At 38.2% G+C, this 18,981-nt stretch carries 13 protein-coding genes; 3 read left to right on the forward strand and 10 right to left on the reverse strand.

What is annotated here, in order from left to right; genetic code table 11:
- Positions 1-5 precede the first annotated feature (5 nt).
- The 3 genes from K9N40_00435 to K9N40_00445 are packed head-to-tail and all read left to right on the forward strand — an operon-like array spanning position 6 to position 5,827.
- Positions 6-4,865, forward strand: a complete 4,860-nt coding sequence (locus K9N40_00435) for a T9SS type A sorting domain-containing protein (protein ID MCF7812928.1) — start codon at positions 6-8, stop codon at positions 4,863-4,865.
- Positions 4,866-4,877: 12 nt separating this feature from the next.
- Positions 4,878-5,156: a MoaD family protein gene (locus K9N40_00440; protein MCF7812929.1), complete on the forward strand. Its 279-nt coding sequence runs from the start codon at positions 4,878-4,880 to the stop codon at positions 5,154-5,156.
- The gene (locus K9N40_00445) at positions 5,156-5,827 is read left to right on the forward strand and encodes a HesA/MoeB/ThiF family protein (protein MCF7812930.1); all 672 of its coding nucleotides are present in this window, start codon (positions 5,156-5,158) and stop codon (positions 5,825-5,827) included. Before K9N40_00440 ends, K9N40_00445 begins: the two co-directional genes overlap by 1 nt.
- Positions 5,828-5,905: 78 nt before the next feature.
- On the opposite strand, the gene K9N40_00450 is transcribed toward K9N40_00445, so the two are convergent.
- Genes K9N40_00450 through K9N40_00495 form a run of 10 tightly spaced genes read right to left on the reverse strand, consistent with a single transcriptional unit; the run spans position 5,906 to position 18,943 of the window.
- Positions 5,906-7,444, reverse strand: coding sequence for an FAD-dependent thymidylate synthase (locus K9N40_00450; GenBank protein ID MCF7812931.1), 1,539 nt, complete (start codon positions 7,442-7,444; stop codon positions 5,906-5,908).
- 38 nt (positions 7,445-7,482) lie between these two features.
- Positions 7,483-9,267 (reverse strand): aldehyde ferredoxin oxidoreductase family protein, encoded by a 1,785-nt coding sequence (locus K9N40_00455; protein ID MCF7812932.1) that lies wholly within the window; start codon positions 9,265-9,267, stop codon positions 7,483-7,485.
- 10 nt (positions 9,268-9,277) lie between these two features.
- Positions 9,278-10,108, reverse strand: a complete 831-nt coding sequence (deoC, locus tag K9N40_00460) for a deoxyribose-phosphate aldolase (protein ID MCF7812933.1) — start codon at positions 10,106-10,108, stop codon at positions 9,278-9,280.
- Between the two features lie 13 nt (positions 10,109-10,121).
- A complete protein-coding gene (gene rlmN / locus K9N40_00465; GenBank protein MCF7812934.1) occupies positions 10,122-11,150 on the reverse strand; it encodes a 23S rRNA (adenine(2503)-C(2))-methyltransferase RlmN in 1,029 nt (342 codons plus the stop codon).
- Positions 11,151-11,160: 10 nt separating this feature from the next.
- Positions 11,161-12,000 carry a Tpl protein gene (locus K9N40_00470; protein MCF7812935.1) on the reverse strand — a complete coding sequence of 280 codons (840 nt, stop codon included), beginning with the start codon at positions 11,998-12,000 and terminating at the stop codon, positions 11,161-11,163.
- 57 nt (positions 12,001-12,057) lie between these two features.
- Positions 12,058-13,275, reverse strand: coding sequence for a hypothetical protein (locus K9N40_00475; protein ID MCF7812936.1), 1,218 nt, complete (start codon positions 13,273-13,275; stop codon positions 12,058-12,060).
- 60 nt (positions 13,276-13,335) lie between these two features.
- Positions 13,336-14,781, reverse strand: a complete 1,446-nt coding sequence (locus K9N40_00480) for a hypothetical protein (protein ID MCF7812937.1) — start codon at positions 14,779-14,781, stop codon at positions 13,336-13,338.
- 21 nt (positions 14,782-14,802) lie between these two features.
- A complete protein-coding gene (locus tag K9N40_00485; protein MCF7812938.1) occupies positions 14,803-15,915 on the reverse strand; it encodes a glycosyltransferase in 1,113 nt (370 codons plus the stop codon).
- Positions 15,916-18,390, reverse strand: coding sequence for a PBP1A family penicillin-binding protein (locus K9N40_00490; GenBank protein ID MCF7812939.1), 2,475 nt, complete (start codon positions 18,388-18,390; stop codon positions 15,916-15,918).
- Positions 18,383-18,943, reverse strand: a complete 561-nt coding sequence (locus tag K9N40_00495; GenBank protein MCF7812940.1) for a Gx transporter family protein — start codon at positions 18,941-18,943, stop codon at positions 18,383-18,385. Before K9N40_00495 ends, K9N40_00490 begins: the two co-directional genes overlap by 8 nt.
- Between the last annotated feature and the right edge of the window lie 38 nt (positions 18,944-18,981).

The raw sequence follows: 18,981 nt of genomic DNA on the forward strand, positions 1-18,981 counted from the left end.
TTTAGATGAAAAAAATATTTATTTTACTCCTTTTATTTGTTGGATTAGCATTATCCGCTGAAGTTAGATTTACTGGTATCGAGAACGATCTTAAGTTATCCGCATCGTTCAATAACGTTGATCTCAAAATTCATAAAAATGAGAAATATTCAGAAATTCAATTAGAGGATTGCAATCCAACTTTTTTAAGTGGATTTGAATTACCTGTTTCATCGCAATTAATTGATCTTTCTGCATCGGGAAATTATACAATAACAGAACTTGATTACGTGGTAGAAGAGATCATATTGGAAGAAAATCTATCTCCATTTCAAACAAGTTTTGATGTGGATTTCACCAAAGATGAATGGCTTCCAAATGAGATAATTCAGATCGGTAAACCAGCGATAATGCGAGGTGCTCGGTTCAGTCAGATCAGCATCTTCCCCATTCAATATAATCCTGCTAGAAATTCAGTTAGATTTTATTCTCAGTTAGATGCTGAATTTAATATCGACAACAGCGATACAAGAAATCCAATTTTAGTTCCCAGAAATGTAACTGGATTTTCATCCTTAAATGATAAAATTCATGGAAAAGAAATTACGCGTGATCTTTCCGGTGGAAATTACCTGGTAATTGCTCCGGAGAATTGCGCTGATCTAATGCAGCCTTTTCTGCGTTGGAAAGAAAAACTCGGATTTAAAACCAGACTGGCTGTTTTTGAAGAGATTGGCACTACAGAAGCAGATATAAAAGACTATCTGCAAACAGCTTACGATATCTGGGAAACTCCGCCTGAATATGTGCTGATGGTCGGAGATGTTACCGGAAATTTCTATCTTCCTGCTTATTATATTCCGGGATATTTGTATCCGTGGTGCGTTACCGATCACAGTTTTACACTTTTAGAAGGGGACGATTATTTCCCCGATATTTTAATCGGCAGACTGTCTTTTCAAAATGAAATGCAGCTGACTACAATGCTTTCTAAAATAATAAATTATGAGAAAAATCCCTACCTGGAAAACGACTGGATGAAAAGTGCCTTGATGACTGGTTACGTCGATGAATCTAATGGTTTTTCGCAACGGGAAGTTCTGCTGACAATTCGAGACAAATTGCTGAATTTTGAGTACACAAAAGTAGATACATTTATTGCCCCCTGGCAGTTTGGTGCTACACTTCTGGAAAATGAAATCAATAATGGACATTCCTTTATCTGTTATCGCGGTGCCGGACATTCCACCTATTGGAGTGGCGGATCGATGGGACAAATGTTCGCGAACAATAATGTCTTGAATCTGAACAACGGTTTTATGCTGCCGATGGTAACCAGCATGACTTGCGGTGGTGGCGATTTTGCTGCCGGAGAAACTGCCACTTGTTTTGGCGAAGTCTGGATGTTTGCCGGCACACCTTCTGTTCCACAGGGAGCAATCGGTTTTATCGGTCCCAGCGAACGAGATACTAAAACCTGGTTCAACAATGCCAATGCACTGGGTATTTATCAGGGAATTACGCAGGAAGGCATAAACAGCTGCGGTGAAATGCTGTTGCGCGGCAAAATGGAGCTTTACAACAATTTTCCTTTTGGTCATGAAATGGGCGGAGCAGAAGATTCTGATCAATTTTATTTTTATGTTTATAATCTTCTGGGCGATCCTGGTTTACGAGTGTGGACAGATACTCCAAAAGCTATCGAGTTGGAAGCATCAGAAGTTTTTCTGGGTTCCAATTTTGTTAGTGCCAATATTATCACAAATGATGATCCTGCTGAATTTAAAGTGGCTTTTACTTCGCTTGATAGTTTAGTTGCAGTAGGATATACAGATGCTGCTGGAAATGTGAATCTACCCATTTCAGTTTCGGAAGGAACTTATCAGCTTACAGCATCCAAATATGGCTTCATCCCCAAAACGATTGATATTCATGTTCAAGCATCCGATATGTTGGCCATGAACGCTTTTACTTTTAGCGAAAACACCGTTTCAGGACAAACATTAGATATTGATCTTCAAATTATGAACATGGCAGATTCTGATGCTGATAATGTGACTATTGAGCTAAATTCACAGGACGATAATATTTCGATAATCACCGATCCGATCAGTGTTTATTCAATTCCTGCTAATCAAACTTATGATTGTACATTTTCAATTGAGATTTCAGAAAGCTGGCAGGATGGTGAAACATCTGATCTGATCCTGGAAATGACTTCTAATTTGGGAGATAATCTGGCTTTGATCCCAGTTGAAATCCAATCACCAGACCTGGCAATGGTGCAATTCGAAGCATTAAACAGTTCTGGATTCATTATTCAGGAAGAAGAAACTGATCTTAATCTGACGCTTTATAATTCTGGCCAGGCAAACAGTTCTACTTTTCAAACTGAGTTGATCTGCCTGAATGATGTGGTGGAAGTCCAGGATGCGAGTTCGGGTTATAACAGCATCGATATCGGAGAAAATGAGACTAATTTTTCTGCCTTTACCATTTTCGCTGACAACAGCATCATCAGCGGAGAAACAGCAGAATTCCAACTGAATATTTTCAACACTTCCTCTCCTTTGCAGACGATATTCTTCGAAATTCCCATCGGTATCATTTCCGAATCGAGTCCTACATTTTGTGATTGGGGTTACTACGCAGTAGAATCTTCTGATGCAGGAAATTTTGATGCTCCCGATTATAATTGGATCGAGATCGATCCGGAACTGGGTGGAAATGGAACATTGGTAGGAGCTGATCATGCTATTATCGATGGTTACATTCAAACTATATCACTTCCTTTCCAATTCAGATATTATGGACAGTTTTACGATGAAATCTCTATCTGTTCGGAAGGCTGGCTGGCAATGGGAAGAACACAACATATTTATTTCAGGAATCGCACAATTCCTTCCGGCATTGGCCCCGATGCGATGATAGCTCCATTCTGGGATTCGCTGCAGGATGGTAATATTTATGTAGCTCATGATTCTGGAAATCATCAGTTTATCATCGAATGGTCAGATTGGGGAAACTCCTACGATCCTGACCAGAAAAATACTTTTCAGGTAATTTTGATGAATCCTGAATATGAAGACAATTTTGGCATCGACAGCACGATAATTTTTCAATACAAAGAAATTCATAACATAGATCAGCAGGATCATTACGCCACTATCGGTATAGAGAATCAAGCACAAACAGAAGGACTCTTACTTTCTTTTGCCGGAATAGAAGCTGCGACCTTTCATCCTATCCAAGACGAAACTGCCATAATGTTCACCATGAAAAACGGACCTGATGTTCCTTACCTGACGGTTGAACCTTCAGAGTTCATCGTGGAAACATTTGTCGATACCATTATTTTGCAAACACTTACATTACAAAATAATTCTGAAAGCAGTGAGCCGCTGGAATACTCTCTCAGCTTATCTCATTTCGGGCCGGGAAATGGTAGAGAACAAAATCTAAATCGGAATATAGAAAACGATCAAATTCTGCAATTGAGCGGATATTACATTCCCTTTCAATCTGTAAACATGCCGTTTTATCTTTTGCACAACAGCCCGGACGGTGAACCGATCGTGGGTGTAACTTTAGATTTTCCTGCAGGCTGCACGATAAATTCAGCTCAAGATATTGGTGATCTGAACTGGAATGAACAAACAGGTAATGGAGCTGAATTGACCTGGGGTTATGATGGAACTTCCATTTCACCAACCAATGTTATTCCCTTTACTATTAATCTGATAATTAGTGAACAACTGATTCCACCTTTAGAAATTGAGTGGCAGATCGATGGCGATGGCAGCGGAAGTGCTCCACATCAAGCCAGCGGAACAATTTCGATAAATCCAACAACTGATGAGATCTTCTGGATCACTTATCCAAATGGAGGAGAAACTGTTCTGCCGGCTCTTCAAGATACGATCCGCTGGAATCATTTTGGCGTGGCAGACAGTGTAAAAATTGAGCTTTCCAGAAATGGCGGAATTGACTGGGAAATGTTAGATGCGATGGCACCAAATTTAGAATTTTATCCGCATACTTTTAACGGACCATTATCAGAAGATTGCAAAGTAAAAATTAGCACTTTAGATGATGAATTCTTTGATCTTTCCGATAGTCTCTTTCAGATATCAGCTTTGAATATTACGTATCCAGATGAAACCACGGTAATGTCTTATTCTACTATAGATAGCATTTTATGGCAGGATGTGGGTGGAATGGAAACAATTGATATTTCCATTTCATTCGATAATGGTTTCAGTTGGCAAATTCTGGAAGAAAATGTTCAGAACTCAGGTAGTTATCAATTTGAAGTTCCAGGACCTCCTTCAAATTATTGCAAAATAAAATTGTCAAATTCTGATCACAATGTTTTGAATATCTCGGAAGCATTCCAAATAGTAGATGCATATGTAGAATGGCTAAGTGCTGATAATTTCACGGGTTCAATTCCTGCCGGTGAAACTGAAGATATTGAAATAACCTTTTCTACCGCAAATCTGGAGTTTGGAATTTATGAAGCATACCTGAAAATCGAAACTCAGATCGGACAGGTCTTGTATATTCCAGTTTCTCTTCATTATTTTGGTCCTTGTCCACCTCCGATCTTTGAAGTTCAGTTGCGGCAAAACACACCTAATCCCTTCAATCCATTCACTAAGATAGAATACGAAATTCCTGACGCTTGTAATGTGAAGGTGAGTATTTACAACCTGAAAGGTCAGCATGTAAAAACGCTGGTAAATGAATTTAAAACTACAGGATATTATTACGAATACTGGGATGGTACTAACAGAAATAATCAGAAAGTTGCTTCTGGAATGTATTTCTATCTTCTGAAAGCCGGAAACAAAACCAAAGTGCGTAAAATGACGTTGATGAAGTAATAAACAAATTCCATGATCAAAATAAAATTCTACAGTTTGATCCGTTTGCAGCTCGGAATTAACGCGATTGATATCGAAGCAGAAAGCATTTCGATCTATGATCTGCTGCAAAAAACAGAAAAAAAGATTGGGAAGAAATTTATCGATCTCCTCTTCGGATCAGAAAAAGAGATACTTCATGGAACCATGATCCTGATCAATGGCAGAAATATCTGGCATCTGGACAATCTCGATTCAATCGTGAGTGATGGCGATGAGATAAGCATTTTTCCTCCCGGAGGTGGTGGTTAATGCCGGAAATATTTCAAAAGAACATCCAATTCTGGGGAGAAGAAAACCAGCAGAAGATAGCAGATGCTTCTATCCTGATAGCGGGAGTGGGAGGATTGGGTTGCGTGGTTGCAGAAGGCTTGACCAGAGCTGGAATCGGCAAATTGATTCTCGTTGACAACGGAATTGTAGAAGCTTCCAATCTGAATCGTCAAATTCTGTTTGATCAATCCCATATTGGTAAAGTAAAGGTACAAGTTGCCAAACAGAAACTGCAAGCGATAAATCCAAAACTGGAAATTGAGATTTTACAAAATTCAATTATGGATTTAAAAAATATTCTTCTTTCTCACTATGACGGCATTGCCGATTGTTTAGATAATTTCGCTTCTCGATTTGAATTGGAAAAGCTGCTGACTCCTGATCATTTTCTGGTTCACGGTGGAGTGCAAAATGATTTCGGTCAGATCATCACGATCAAACCCGGAAAGACACAAACTCTAAGACATATCTATCCCGGATCGCATATTCCCATTTCCACTTCGATAGTTCCACAGACTGTTATAATTATCGGTTCTCTCATTGTTCAAGAGATTATTAATAACATTTTTGACAAACCACAATTGCTGAATAAAATGTTGATAATTGAATTAGCAGATTTTTCGATGTTTAAGGTGGCATTGACGAAATAAAATTATTCGTTTTTCTCGCAGCTAAACCCAAGTTTGAAAATATACTGCAAATCTGTGTTATCCGCGCAAATCCGTGAGCTATTTCTTCCTTATCTTCTCAAACTTATCCTTTCCACCTGATAAAATAAATGAATGCGGTGCAACCTGCTTCGCCAGCTCCATCATTCTGCCGGCAGTTTCTTTGATGTCCCACTGAGCATGTTCATCTTCCCGCAGTCGTGAAAAATGATAGAGTTCTCGCGGATTGGCAGCGGCCAGAACTCTTCTGCGATGTGAATTGGTTAAACAATATTCCGCAGCTTTTCCGTATTTGGGCAGGAATTCAGAATAAAGTTCTTCGCTCCTACGGCAGACTTCCAGCAATTCATTTTCAGCACCGATAGCTTTTATAGAATGTGGAACTGTAATTCCCAAACTGGGATCGTAATCTTGAGCCAGAAGGGTCATCAATCGATGTCTTTTTAGCTGAGCAAAATTACTGGCACTCACTACCAGTTCAAATTTTAATTCTCCGGTAAATTCAAATTCTCGCGGCAGCGGATCGAAAGCACAAAGGTGTTTCATAACGCTGGCAAAAAACTCTTTTCCGGTTTCTTCATCATGCAGGATCGAGCAGGCAATTCTAAAGGAATCTTCAATTGTAAGTTTGGAATTATGATGAATAATCGCAGCAGCAATATCTCGATCCACTTTATTATCGATGATTAGTTTTTCATGGTCTGCTTCGATAAATTCTGGAATTCCTTCATGCAACTCGCCATAATATTTTTCGATTTTTTCGGAAACAAGTTTTTTGAGATGTTTTTTGGTAAATTTGAAATGATCGTCCTGAAGATCGGTTTTAAAAGTTTTCTTAAATTCATCAGGATCTGTTAGAATGATGAGTGAAGGAGCAACATCTTTGGTTGCATCAAATAGTTTTGCTGCAAGTTCTCGGCATTCTGCCAGTTCCGAATTTCGCAAAGTTCGAATTGCATGTTCCAAGGTTCTGGCATTGAAGGACATTCCCAATTGTGCTTCTGTAGCTAAGCTTAATGCATATCGCGCATCTTCTTTTGCCCAGCCTTCCAAGGTATTTTTTGCACGATTCATTTTTTCGGAAACACCGCGTTTTTCAGCTTCAGCAGCTTTTTTGGCAAGTTCGGGATTACTTTCGAATTGAAATTTTGTCAGCTTTTCCAGATTACGAAGATAGAAGCCATTTTGAAATCCAACTAATTCCTCAAATTCCTTTTTATCTTTTTCGCTGAATTCGGCAGGAACAACAAAATCACCTTTCAAAGTTATGTAGCGCTGAGATTTTTCGGTGTAGGCAGCTCCGATGCGTCTTGCTTCCAGTTCTTCCAAGGCCAGACGAGAGATCTGCAAGATATCAAAATTGAAATAGGCATGTTCTGCTACGGAATGATGGCTCATGCCAAACACGATGGCTTGATTGGAACGGCGGGCTTTTTTTACCTGTTCCCTTGCTTCTTTTCGTAATTCCGGAACATCACGCGGATCGCGGCTGATGCGGGCGTAGGCGGCGGAAATTGTTTCTGGGGTAGCAATCGTATCTTCAGGTAGTTTATCGATTAAATTTTTATCTAAATTGAATCCTGCTAAATTTACTTTCATAATTCCTCAATTTTATGCCGTACTTACAGTGCGACATTTTATATTCCTAATTTCTCCTTCACTTTTTTTGTCGGAATTCCATTTTCATCCCAACCGCGAACTTGATAATAATCGTTTAACATTTTATTTAGTTGAACTACTCGATGACGTGATGATCCTTCCTGAAGTTCTTCTTCCATAAATCTGGAAGGCAGAAGATCATCTTTCCTGTCAAAACCTGCTTTAGCATTAAAATCTCTTTCTAAGGTATAAATTCGTTTACCTGCTTCCAGAAGTTCTTCCTCTGTATAATCCAAACCGGTGACAATATTAACCATTTCGGTTAAAGTAGAAATGCTGACGGCAAACTGAATGAAACGGCAAAGAACCAGGCTGTCCACTACAGCCGAAACATCTTGCAATAAAGCTACGATCTCGGCTTTTCCTTTAGAAGAATATCTATCCAGTATCATTGGAGAACCCAAGATTTCATTGGAAATCATATATGCTCTCATATGACATCCACCCCGATTGGATGTGGCATAAGCCAAAGCCTGACCCTGCGCACCACGCGGATCATAGGCAGGAAGTTCCAAACCTTTCACCTGCATGGCCAGTTCAGGACGGCCGTATTTTTCTGCCAAACGTTTAGAACCAAGTGCTAAATCTTCACCAATTCCTCGTTTACAGGCAATATCTTCAACCAGTTTTTCCAGAACATCAGCATCTCCCCATTTCAGTTCATGTGGAAATGCACCTTTTTCATAAAGCTCCATCGCACAGCCGATTGTATTGCCAGTTGTGATCGTATCCAGCCCAAGTTCATTACAAAGATAATTTGCTTCTGTGATTTTTGTCAGATCATTGATTCCCAATTGAGCTCCGAAAGCCCACACAGTTTCATATTCGGGACCCTCACCTTCTTTATTTACTGTTTTGGTAGTTCTTCCACAAGCCATAGGACATTTGAAGCAAGCACTTCTTTTCTGCAAAAGTGTTTCAGTGATTTTTTCTCCACTTATGCCTTCCGCATCGTTGAAAACTCCACGCTGGAAATTTTCAGTAGGAAACATTCCATGTGCATTGATGATATTAACCAAAACCGATGTTCCCAGTAAGGGAAGTGATTTCCCAGTAACAGGATTTTTATCGATCAAACGATCAATTTTCGTAAGTATTTCTTTCAAACCTTCAGGATCTGCTACAGGAATTTCTTTTGTACCCAAAGCAACAATTGCCTTTAGATTTTTGGAACCCATAACTGCTCCCATGCCGCCACGTCCTGCTGCACGATCTTTATCATTCATAATGGAAGCAAAGATCACCTGATTCTCACCAGCCGGCCCAATGCTGGCAACAGAAGCTTTTTTAGAATATTCTTCCTGTAAAATATCACGAGTTTGCTGCGTGTTTTTTCCCCAGAGATGATCAGCTTTTTTAATTTCTATTTTATCATTCGTTATTAGTAGATAAACAGGTTCTTTTGCTTTGCCTGTGATGATAATCCCATCCAAACCTGTTTTCTTCAGCCTTTCACCAAAAACTCCACCTGAACTGGTATCGAAAATAGTTCCTGTTTGAGGAGAACGTGAAATAATCTGGTAGCGTCCGGCTGTTGGAAACAATCCGGTAAGAGGTCCGGTCAGGAATATAAATGCGTTATCCGATGATAAAGGATCAGTATCAGGAGAGCACAAATCTGAATACAATTTCACACCGAGTCCTCTACCACCAAGGTATTTTCTTAAATTTTCTTCATTTATTTTAATTTCTTCCTGAGTATTATCGGTCAGATCGATTTTGCTGATTTTATTCATCCAGCCAAAGACATTCTTTGATTTCATTACAGACCTCCTATTCATAAAACTTATTATACTTATCACGATGTGGACAATTTAAACATTTCTTTTTATAATAGGCATAAACACCCTTGGGAAGCTTGCTGAGATTGGCTGACCGCACCGGACAAATATGACAGGGGATTTCTGGTTCCAGCCAGGCTTCTGGTGCAAATTTCAGCATCGATACAGCTTCGATAATTGCTACACCAGCACTGGTTCCCAAACGATTGGCTCCAACTTCTATCATGCGTATTGCATCTTTTAACGTGGAGATTCCACCGGAAGCCTTCACACCTATATCCGGGCCCACGGTTTTTCGCATCAATTTCACATTATTTTCAAATGCTCCAAATGCTCCAAAACCGGTGGAAGTCTTTACGAAATGAGCACCAGCCTCCACACATAACTGACAGGCTTTCACGATTTCTTCATCGGTGAGATAACATGTTTCCAGAATAACTTTTACATGAGAAGGTGCACTGGCTTGCACAACCTGACCGATATCTTCTAGAACAAAATCATAGTCTTTATCTCGCAAAGCTCCCACATTTATGACCATGTCGATTTCCTTTGCACCTTCGGAAACAGCTTTCTTTGCTTCCAGAGCTTTGATCTCGGTTGTGTTCATTCCCAATGGGAAACCGATAACTGAACAGACAATTACATCAGAATCTTTTAATTGTTCATGCGCAAATTTCACATAATGCGGATTTACACATACCGAGATGAACCCAAACATCTTTGCTTCATAACAGAGGTTCTTGATTTTACCTTTTCCGGAACTTGATTTCAGCTCCGTGTGATCTATCATACCAGCTAATTGTTCCTTTGTAAATTTACTCATAATAACTCCCAGACTAAAACTTTTGCTTTCCTGCCAATTGACCGCAAGCTGCGGAAATATCGGCTCCGCGACTATTACGAAAAGTTACAGCCGAACTTAATTTTTCAAGTTTTTTTCTAAATATTTCTATTTCATCTTCGGAAGGTGATTTATACGAAAAATGTGGAACTTCATTCCATTTAATTAAATTGAGTTTGCAGGTAATATCACCTAAAAATTTGTATATCGCTTTCACATCTTCGTTTCCCATATTGAAATCTTTGATCATAACATACTCAAAAGTAATGCGATAAGCTGTTTTCTTGCGAAAATCTAATATTGCTTTTTTCAGTTCAGGAAGTGAATACATTTTTGTAACCGGCATCAGTTCTTCACGTTTGGTTTGGATAGCAGCATTCAATGAAACCGCCAATTTCACTTTCAAATCGCTTTCTGCTAATCTGCGAATACCGGGAATAACTCCACAGGTAGAGATCGTGATGCGGCGAGGACTGAAATTGAAACAAGCATCATTCTGCAGAATTTTCACTGCTTTTAATACATTTTCCAAATTGTCCAGAGGTTCACCCATACCCATGAAGACGATATTTGTAAGTCTGTTTTCTTTTAGGAATTGTTTTGCTAAGAATATTTGGGCAACTATCTCTTCAACAGCTAAATTCCTGGAAAGGCCTAAACTTGCTGTAGCACAAAATTTACAACCTCTACTACAACCAGCCTGAGATGAGATGCAAAATGTATTTTTATCCAAATGTGGAATATGAACCATTTCAATGTGAGTATTATCTGCTAATTGAAAGAGAAATTTACTGGTTCCGTCTGTTGATGTTTCCTGCTTTACAATTTCAGGAAGAAAAAAATCAAAATGATCTGTTAATTGCTTTTTTAATGTTTTCGGCAGATTCTTCATTTCATGTAATTCACAAGTAAGGTTTTCATAGATCCAGTTAAGCAGCTGTTTTGTACGAAACCTGGGAATTGATTTCTGCTGAAAGTTCTCCTCTAATTCACCAGGTAAAAGTGACAGTACATGAGTCTTCATCTTGTTGAAATTATTTTTTTGAACGATTCTTTCGCTGCTGATTCTTTAGTTTCTTATATTCATCCAATGTGATTGTTTCCCGCTCATCAGCATCGGAAATGAGATTGATTTTGTTGTTATAATAATCGTTCTTGAGAACATACATTTTTTTATCTTTATATTCGATCATCTCTTCCAAGTTTGGAAAGCCTTCTGATTGTGCTAAATAGAAATCTTCTTCGTAATGCAAACAACACAACAATCTACCACATGGTCCTGAAATCTTGGATAGATTGCTGAGAAGATTCTGGTCTTTTGCCATCTGGATTGTAACTTGATTGAATTTTTTGAGGAAGGTGCAGCAGCAATATGTTTTTCCGCAAATACCAAAACCGCCGTACCTTCTGGCATCTTCCCTGCCGGAAGTTTGATGAAGCTCGATCCTGGTTTTGAATTCAGTGGCCAGTTCTCTTACAAAATCTCTAAAATCTATACGCCCATCGGCTGAGAAAAAGAAAGTCAATTTATTGCCGTCCAATTGATAACAAGTTTCCAGAAGTTTCATCTCGAAGGGATATTTCTTCACCATTTTCAGGAATTTCTCTTTGGCTTCCTGTTCTTTACGTTTAACGATTTCCAGTTGTTTAAAATCTTCTTCGGTAGCTATTCTGGTGATCTTGTTGATCTCGCCCTTTTCCAGTTTTTCCTGCAGTTCTTCATCTTCTACCGAACAATTTAACACTCTACCGATATCTTCTCCTCTTTCAACCCTGGCGATAACCTGCATATCGGGTTCAATGAGAAGATTTTTTTTATTTACGAAATATCCTGTTCTTTCCGAACGAAACATCAGTTCTACTAATTCCTGCATCTATTCTCCAATTAATAATTTTTTTAACAAATTTCACCGAAATTTATCAGTAAATTATCATTCCAAAACTATTTTACGAAGATTACTGTAAAGCTCTTTCTCGGCTTTTGTGTATTCCAGATTTCGCCTTTCTTTTACCAGTTTGGCTGTTTCATCAAATTTTGCTTTTTCGTTTTCCACCAAAACAGAAGCTTTTCCCCAATGGAATGATGGAATGTAATTCATAAAAAGTTCACTGCCAATTAGATTGCAACCTGCACCAATTGAGGTTCCAGTGTTGATTGTACAATTTATTCCAGTTTTGGAATGATCTCCGATCAGACATCCCAGAAATTGACAGCCCGTTTTGATCTTTTTTATTTTTGGATAAAAGTACATCTCCACTTCTGAGTAAGTATTTTTGAGATCACTGTTGTTTGTATCTGCTCCGATATTTACCCACTCTCCCAGATAACTGTGCCCCAGAAATCCATCGTGCTGTTTATTGGAAAATGCCTGAAATATCGATTCCTCAACTTCTCCGCCAACTTTACAGACCGGTCCGATCGAAGTTCCTTCGTAGATCTTCGCTCCCACTTTTATTGTGGAATTCTTGCCTACGTAAACAGGACCAATGATAACGGCATTCGGCATGATCTTAGCATTTTCATCAACTATTATGGGACCTTCAGTTGCATCCAGAACAACACCCGGAGCAATTTTCGAATTTTCTCCCAACCAGATATTGTAGGGATTCAAAAGAGTTACACCCTGCTCAGCTTCAAAGTAGTTATCTTTCTCGTAAAAGAAATTCTGGAAATCTTTTTCGATATATTTGGAGTTTTCTGAAATCAATTCCCAGATATAATTCCAGCAAGCTTCCTTTTCCCATTTTACCTTATCTAAATCTTTGAAAAGTTCAGGTAGGTCTTCCGATGAATATTTTCCTTTTGAAGGAAGAAAACGAGCTGCTAATATTTCCGATTTATAAACCAGACAGCAATTCTCATCCAAATTTGAGATTGCTTCAACCAATTCATTATTTATCTTTAATCTGCTGTTGATAAAAATGGTATCTTTGCTTGCTAAATTGTTTATAATCCATTCTGGATGTCTTTCTTTGTAAATTTTCTGCAGAAGCGGATGAACAACTATATTTGTAATCTCTTTTTCCAGATAAGCAATAATGCGCTGACGCAGTTTTAATATCCCAACTCTGAGATCACCTGTGCTTCTGGTCAAAGTTATCGGGAAGAAATTTTCCCATTTCTTATCGTCAAAGATCACATAATTCATTGAATCTCCAATTATTATAAACCTTCCAGATTTTCAAAATCCTGGAAGGTTTTGATTGATTTAGTCTTTTGCCAATTTGATTATCCTGGGTTCTACATTCTTAAATTGCGGCATAGCCATACCGATATCTGCATTGATGTAAGTAGGATCGCAAACAATATATTTTGCATTATCCACGATAACCAGATCACCTGGAATTTCTGAAAGAAAATGAACTGCAGTTGCCACATGGCCCGGATAATCCAGTCCAATCACTTCCCGTTTAAGAATTTGCTTTATGAGATAAGAAAAAATTATAGAGCGATCTTCGCAGTCGCAGTAAGGATAGAACAGAGTTTCGTCAGAGAAAAAACTTTTCTCTCTGCCGAATTGTTCACCATCAGTTTTATATTGGAAAGCAGTTTGCACAAAACGCAAGATCACATTGGCAGCTTCAGCTTCCGATCTTCCCTCAATAATTGGTTTTAAACCCTGCATTAAAGATTGAGTTGCTTCTGGAGATAGCGGAGCGTTGAAATAAACATCCAGATTGGTCTGCGGATAGTTTTCGAAAAACTCTGTAGCATTCTGATCGTATTTTACCGGAATTCGATATTCAATTCCTTCATATCGGAAGACGAGTTCTTTTTCTACTATCGTTGTATTTATGCGTGGAGAATCTTTAATACCCAGATCGATCAGAGCATCTGCATCAGGATATTTTCCATCATAAGTATTGATGGCAAAATCCAGTTTTTCATTGTTGTCGAACATTACAGCATAATAGCGTTTACCATCCATTTCCACAAATGTGACACCGAAAATTTTATTGGCAGAAGGAATGAGCAGATAAACCGAACCTTTTCCATAACCAACTTTACATTCATAACCGGATTTTGTAAGCATGAACCAGATAAAAAGTCGGGTCAGGTTTTTATCTTCATTGGAAATCCTTTTGCCAACTTCGTTCAATAAGAGGCAGTAGCCCCAATCGTTCAAATTCATCTTCTGTTTTGATTCTTGAAGCTGATCAAGCAGTGCTTCAAAATCGGTATTACTGGTAATGTACCAGAAATTAGCTACTGCTTTTTCATTCAAAGGATCAAGAGCAACTTTCAGTTCTGGTTCGTAATTAAATTCCAAAGGAAGACCCCAGAAAGTTACATCGATTACCGGAGCAGTTTTATCTACTTTAATCATACTGTTCTTCTCTACCTGCTCTTCCACTTGTGGAACGACAACCTCTTCCACAATATTTTCTTCAGGAAGTTCAACCACTTCCTTTTCTTCTACTTGTGGTGGTTCCACAGGTTTGGGAGTATCATCGATCTTCTCGCCTGTAAAAGTTTTGTATGGTTCCCAGTTTTTTTCCAGGAATTCTACGAAAGCTTTATCCTGAGCACTTTTGTAGTCACGAAACTGTTGCATCTGTTTCTGTTGCCAGGCTTCATAATCATCCTGTGCAAATAATGCAATAATAACCAAAACGCTTAAAACTAAAAGCAGTGTAAAAGTTCTTTTATTCATAGCTCCTCCCGATAAAATGAACTATCTTTTCCAATTAAAAATGCTAAATGCCCCCAAGCAGGCCACAACTATAAAATAAACTGGTTGCAAGATAAACCAAAGCGGATAAAAACTCAACTTGTTTTTTTCCTCACCAAATTTTTTAAGTCCTTTTTTGATAAAATTTATCTCTAAAAGAAAGCGAATTATCATTATTGAAACAGCCAATAGAAAATTATTAAATAGCAAAATGATCGGTAGAATTACTACCAGAAATGCACTTATCAAATAAAAGAAAAACTCCGGATTCAAGCCGATTTGCGATTTCATATTGGAAGCCCAGCGGCTGCGCTGACTGATAAGTTGCTTCCAGCTGGATACAGGTTGTGTGTAGGCATAAGAAGGTGATGAAAAAGCAAAACGTATTTTTTTCCCAGCTTTTCTAAAAAGCTGCATCAAATTCACATCATCACCGGAAATTAAATGTTTTATCTTTTCAAAGCCACCTACACTTTTGAATGCTGTTTTTCGGTAGGAAATATTCTGGCCTGAACAGGAAAATGCTTTTCCAGCCGAAATTGCTGCGGCAGCTGCAAAGAATAATGCCAGAAAATCAAAATGCTCAAATTTCTGAGCAATATTCGATTTTTTCCAATTATCTAATTTTGTTCTTGAAAATCCTACTACCATATCGGCATCATCAAAATTTGCCAGCATCGCTTCGATCCATCTATTGCCTACCAGACAATCTGCATCTGTAAGCATAACAATCTCACCTTCTGCAATTTCAATTGCCTGTGAGAGTGCATTCTTTTTTGGAGATTTCGCTTCTTCCCTATTCTTTACATTTAATAGTATTACTTGTTCCCACTTGTTGCCAAATTCTTCAACTATTTTGACAGTATCATCAGTGGAAGCATCATTTGCCACGATTATTTCATATAATTTTTTTGAATATGATTGATTAACAAGGGCTGTTAAAATCCGGTTTATATTTTTTTCTTCATTTCTGGCTGCAATAACAACAGAAACAAATGGTTTTTCATAGTTTATGAGATCTTTGCCCTGGTTTAATCCTTTTCCAAACAGGAATAAATAATAAAGATAAATTAACAGCGAAAATACAGCAGCACCGGAAACTATTTGCCAGATCAACTATTCCTCATTGTATAATTTCTTGAACAACTCATCCAGAGAATCAGATTCATAGCGAATTGGTTTATGTATTTCATCTTCCCGCAACCAGGGAGGGCCTTTCCAAAGCAGGCTGTCGGGACGTGTTACATATTTTCTGTCCTTAATTATCTGTGCACCATGCAGATCAATTGGTCCTGGAACAGGTTCCGGCATAATTATCGTTGAATCTGGTTTTGTTGTATCTGGAACTACCTCTATATAGCGGATAGAATCCGGCCATTCATATGGAATTCCACCCAAATCGATAACAAGGGAATCCATATCATTTTCTCGATACATGGTTGGATAAAAGTTATAGTTTAAACTGTCTGATAATCGAGTTGGTTCTGTTCCAACTATGAAATATTCATCCATTGTTTCTTCAAAAGTATTTTTGGGAAGTAAGCCTGTTTCTTTAGAAATTTCGACAGTGATAATTCCTTCTGGTTTTTCAAACTGCAATGCACTGCCGTCGATGATGGGCCGACCCCGATTATTTTTTGGTGAATCAAGCACAATTGCACGTTTCATAATGTGGGGCCAGGCAGGTAAAGCTGCTACAGCACCTGACTGACTTTTTCCCAATGTGTCATTGTTATCAAATCCGACCCAGATTCCGGTAACAAGTTTTTTGTTGTAGCCGATAAACCAGGCATCTCGAAAATCATCTGTAGTACCTGTTTTTCCAGCAGCATTCCATTTGTAGGTTACAGATTCCAGATCTCCATAGCCGGGCTGCCAGCGAATTCCGACTCCAGTTCCTTCATTTACAACTGACTGCATCAGACTTGCCATAAGATAAGCGGTTTGATCGGACACAACTCTGATCTTATCCGTTTCATTCGATTCCAGGATCTTTCCCTGATGATCTTCCACACGTCGAATAAAAATCGGTTTAACCCGATTTCCATTATTTGGGAATGTAGTATAAGCCGTAATTAGTTCGTATGGAATAACTTCCATCGATCCTACACAGATTGCATAATAGGGATAGACCGGCGTTGTTATTCCAAAACGCTTGGCATAATCGACAACACGGTACGGGCTGATATCGAAAATGGTTTTGGCTGCAAAAATATTCCGAGATTTTTTCAGACCTTCTCGAAGTCGTGTGTAACCAAAATTTTTCTGAGAGTAGTTATGAATACTCCAGAAAAGCGTATCAGACTGAATAAAGGCAAATGGTTCGTCTTTGATTATCGTAGCTGGAGTGTAACCTTCCGTAAGAGCAGCTGTGTAAAGTATCGGTTTAAAGGAAGATCCCGGCTGCCTTTTGGACTGCATAATACGATTCAATTTACTGTGATTGAAATTACGCCCTCCGATCATGACTCGAACATAACCGGTTTCCGGCTCGATGGAAAAAACTCCACCTTGAACATACGGAGTAACAATATTTATCGTATCAACAGGGAAATCTTCATATTTGAATTCATATTCGTTCTTTTTTTCGAAAGCTGAAAGGCAGGAATTTAAAGCTGTATCAGCAAAAGCTTGAAGATCAGAATCTAAAGTTGTATAGATTTTTAACCCTTTGGTAAAAAGAGTTGTTGTTCCATATTTATTTTCCAGAAGAACACGAATATATTCGTTAAAATAATCATCTGCACTCTGATTTCCTTTGGGATAATGAAGAACAATATTTTTGAGGCGTGCATCCACAAACTCCTGATCTGTGATTACACCTTCTTCCAACATTCGTAGAAGAACCAGATTTCTTCTGTTAAAAGCTTTTTCTGGATAATTAAAAGGATAATAACCACTTGGTTTTTGCGGCATTCCGATGATCAAAGCTGCTTCTTCTATTGTGAGATCTTTAGCATCTTTTCCAAAATATTTTTGAGATGCCACTTCGATACCGTAAAGTCCAGGTCCAAAAGGAGATTTGTTAAGATAGAGCTCCAGGATTTCTTCTTTGGAAAAATGTTTTTCAATCCTTATTGCCAGAAGCAATTCTTTGATCTTTCGGGGAATTGTTTTATCCAGTGAAAGGAACATATTCCTGGCAACCTGCTGCGTGATCGTGCTGGCTCCCTGAGAAAAACTGCCTCGCTGCAGATCAATTACGATAGCTCTGATAAATCCGGTAAGATCCATACCCCAATGTTCGAAGAAATTCTTATCTTCTACAGCAATTATGCCATTTATCAGATAATCCGGCAGTTGACTGATATCGGTGAGTTTACGGCGTTCAAAAGAGAATCTGTGTATTAGTTTATCGTTTCTATCATAAACTTCTGAACCCACTTTCAATTCATATCTGGTCAGTTCACTAAGTGGTGGAAGTTCATTGCTGTAATAATAAAAAGTTCCAAAACCTGCTCCAACGAAAAAAATGATTATACAAAAGAAAACAAATAATATTTTCAGTGTTAAACTTGGTTTATAATTATCTACTTTTTTTAACCGTTTTCGGCTGATTCTTCTTTTTTTTCTTCTCTTTTTACTACTCATAACTTCCTGTATTTACCTTATGTTTCTCATCAAAATCTTCTTTTAATTTATCAATGAATATTTTTGCCAAATATCCAGTAATAATTCCAGTAGCTATTCCCATTATAATCAGCACCGGCGTCAAATAAAATATTGAATTTTCTTTGATCAAAACCAATCTTACGATTATCATTTGACCAAAATTGTGACCAACAGCACCAGCTATACTGATTCCCAAAATACTGAAATTTACAGGAATTTTCAAAAGCATTATCATCAAAAATAATGAAAAGAACGTTCCCGATAATGATAATAAAGTAGCCGGGCTGAAAAGGGTTCCCGCCAGCAGTCCTCCCAGAATTGATTTGGTGAAAGCTACAATGATCCCGGGCTTGATATTTCCACTACCCAACAGCATCAAAATGATGATATTTGCCAATCCTAATTTCATGAACGGCATAGGTTTGGGAATGAAGCTTTCCAAAATAAACACAGTAACTGCAAGTGCTGTAAAAAATGCCAGATGAACCAGATAGCTTCTTCGGCTCATGTTCCCAAAATCAAGAAAATTCAAAATTATATCCTTAATCAATATCAATAAAAAAGGCGACC

The organism is Candidatus Cloacimonadota bacterium (genome assembly GCA_021734245.1).
Taxonomy (GTDB): Bacteria; Cloacimonadota; Cloacimonadia; order Cloacimonadales; family TCS61; genus B137-G9.

Coding starts and splice junctions, on each gene's coding strand:
- rlmN (MCF7812934.1), bottom strand. CDS start 11,150: ATGAAGACTCATGTACTGTCACTTTTACCTGGTGAATTAGAGGAGAAC.
- K9N40_00440 (MCF7812929.1), top strand. CDS start 4,878: ATGATCAAAATAAAATTCTACAGTTTGATCCGTTTGCAGCTCGGAATT.
- K9N40_00490 (MCF7812939.1), bottom strand. CDS start 18,390: ATGAGTAGTAAAAAGAGAAGAAAAAAAAGAAGAATCAGCCGAAAACGG.
- K9N40_00475 (MCF7812936.1), bottom strand. CDS start 13,275: ATGAATTATGTGATCTTTGACGATAAGAAATGGGAAAATTTCTTCCCG.
- K9N40_00435 (MCF7812928.1), top strand. CDS start 6: ATGAAAAAAATATTTATTTTACTCCTTTTATTTGTTGGATTAGCATTA.
- deoC (MCF7812933.1), bottom strand. CDS start 10,108: ATGAGTAAATTTACAAAGGAACAATTAGCTGGTATGATAGATCACACG.
- K9N40_00480 (MCF7812937.1), bottom strand. CDS start 14,781: ATGAATAAAAGAACTTTTACACTGCTTTTAGTTTTAAGCGTTTTGGTT.
- K9N40_00455 (MCF7812932.1), bottom strand. CDS start 9,267: ATGAAATCAAAGAATGTCTTTGGCTGGATGAATAAAATCAGCAAAATC.
- K9N40_00470 (MCF7812935.1), bottom strand. CDS start 12,000: ATGCAGGAATTAGTAGAACTGATGTTTCGTTCGGAAAGAACAGGATAT.
- K9N40_00445 (MCF7812930.1), top strand. CDS start 5,156: ATGCCGGAAATATTTCAAAAGAACATCCAATTCTGGGGAGAAGAAAAC.
- K9N40_00450 (MCF7812931.1), bottom strand. CDS start 7,444: ATGAAAGTAAATTTAGCAGGATTCAATTTAGATAAAAATTTAATCGAT.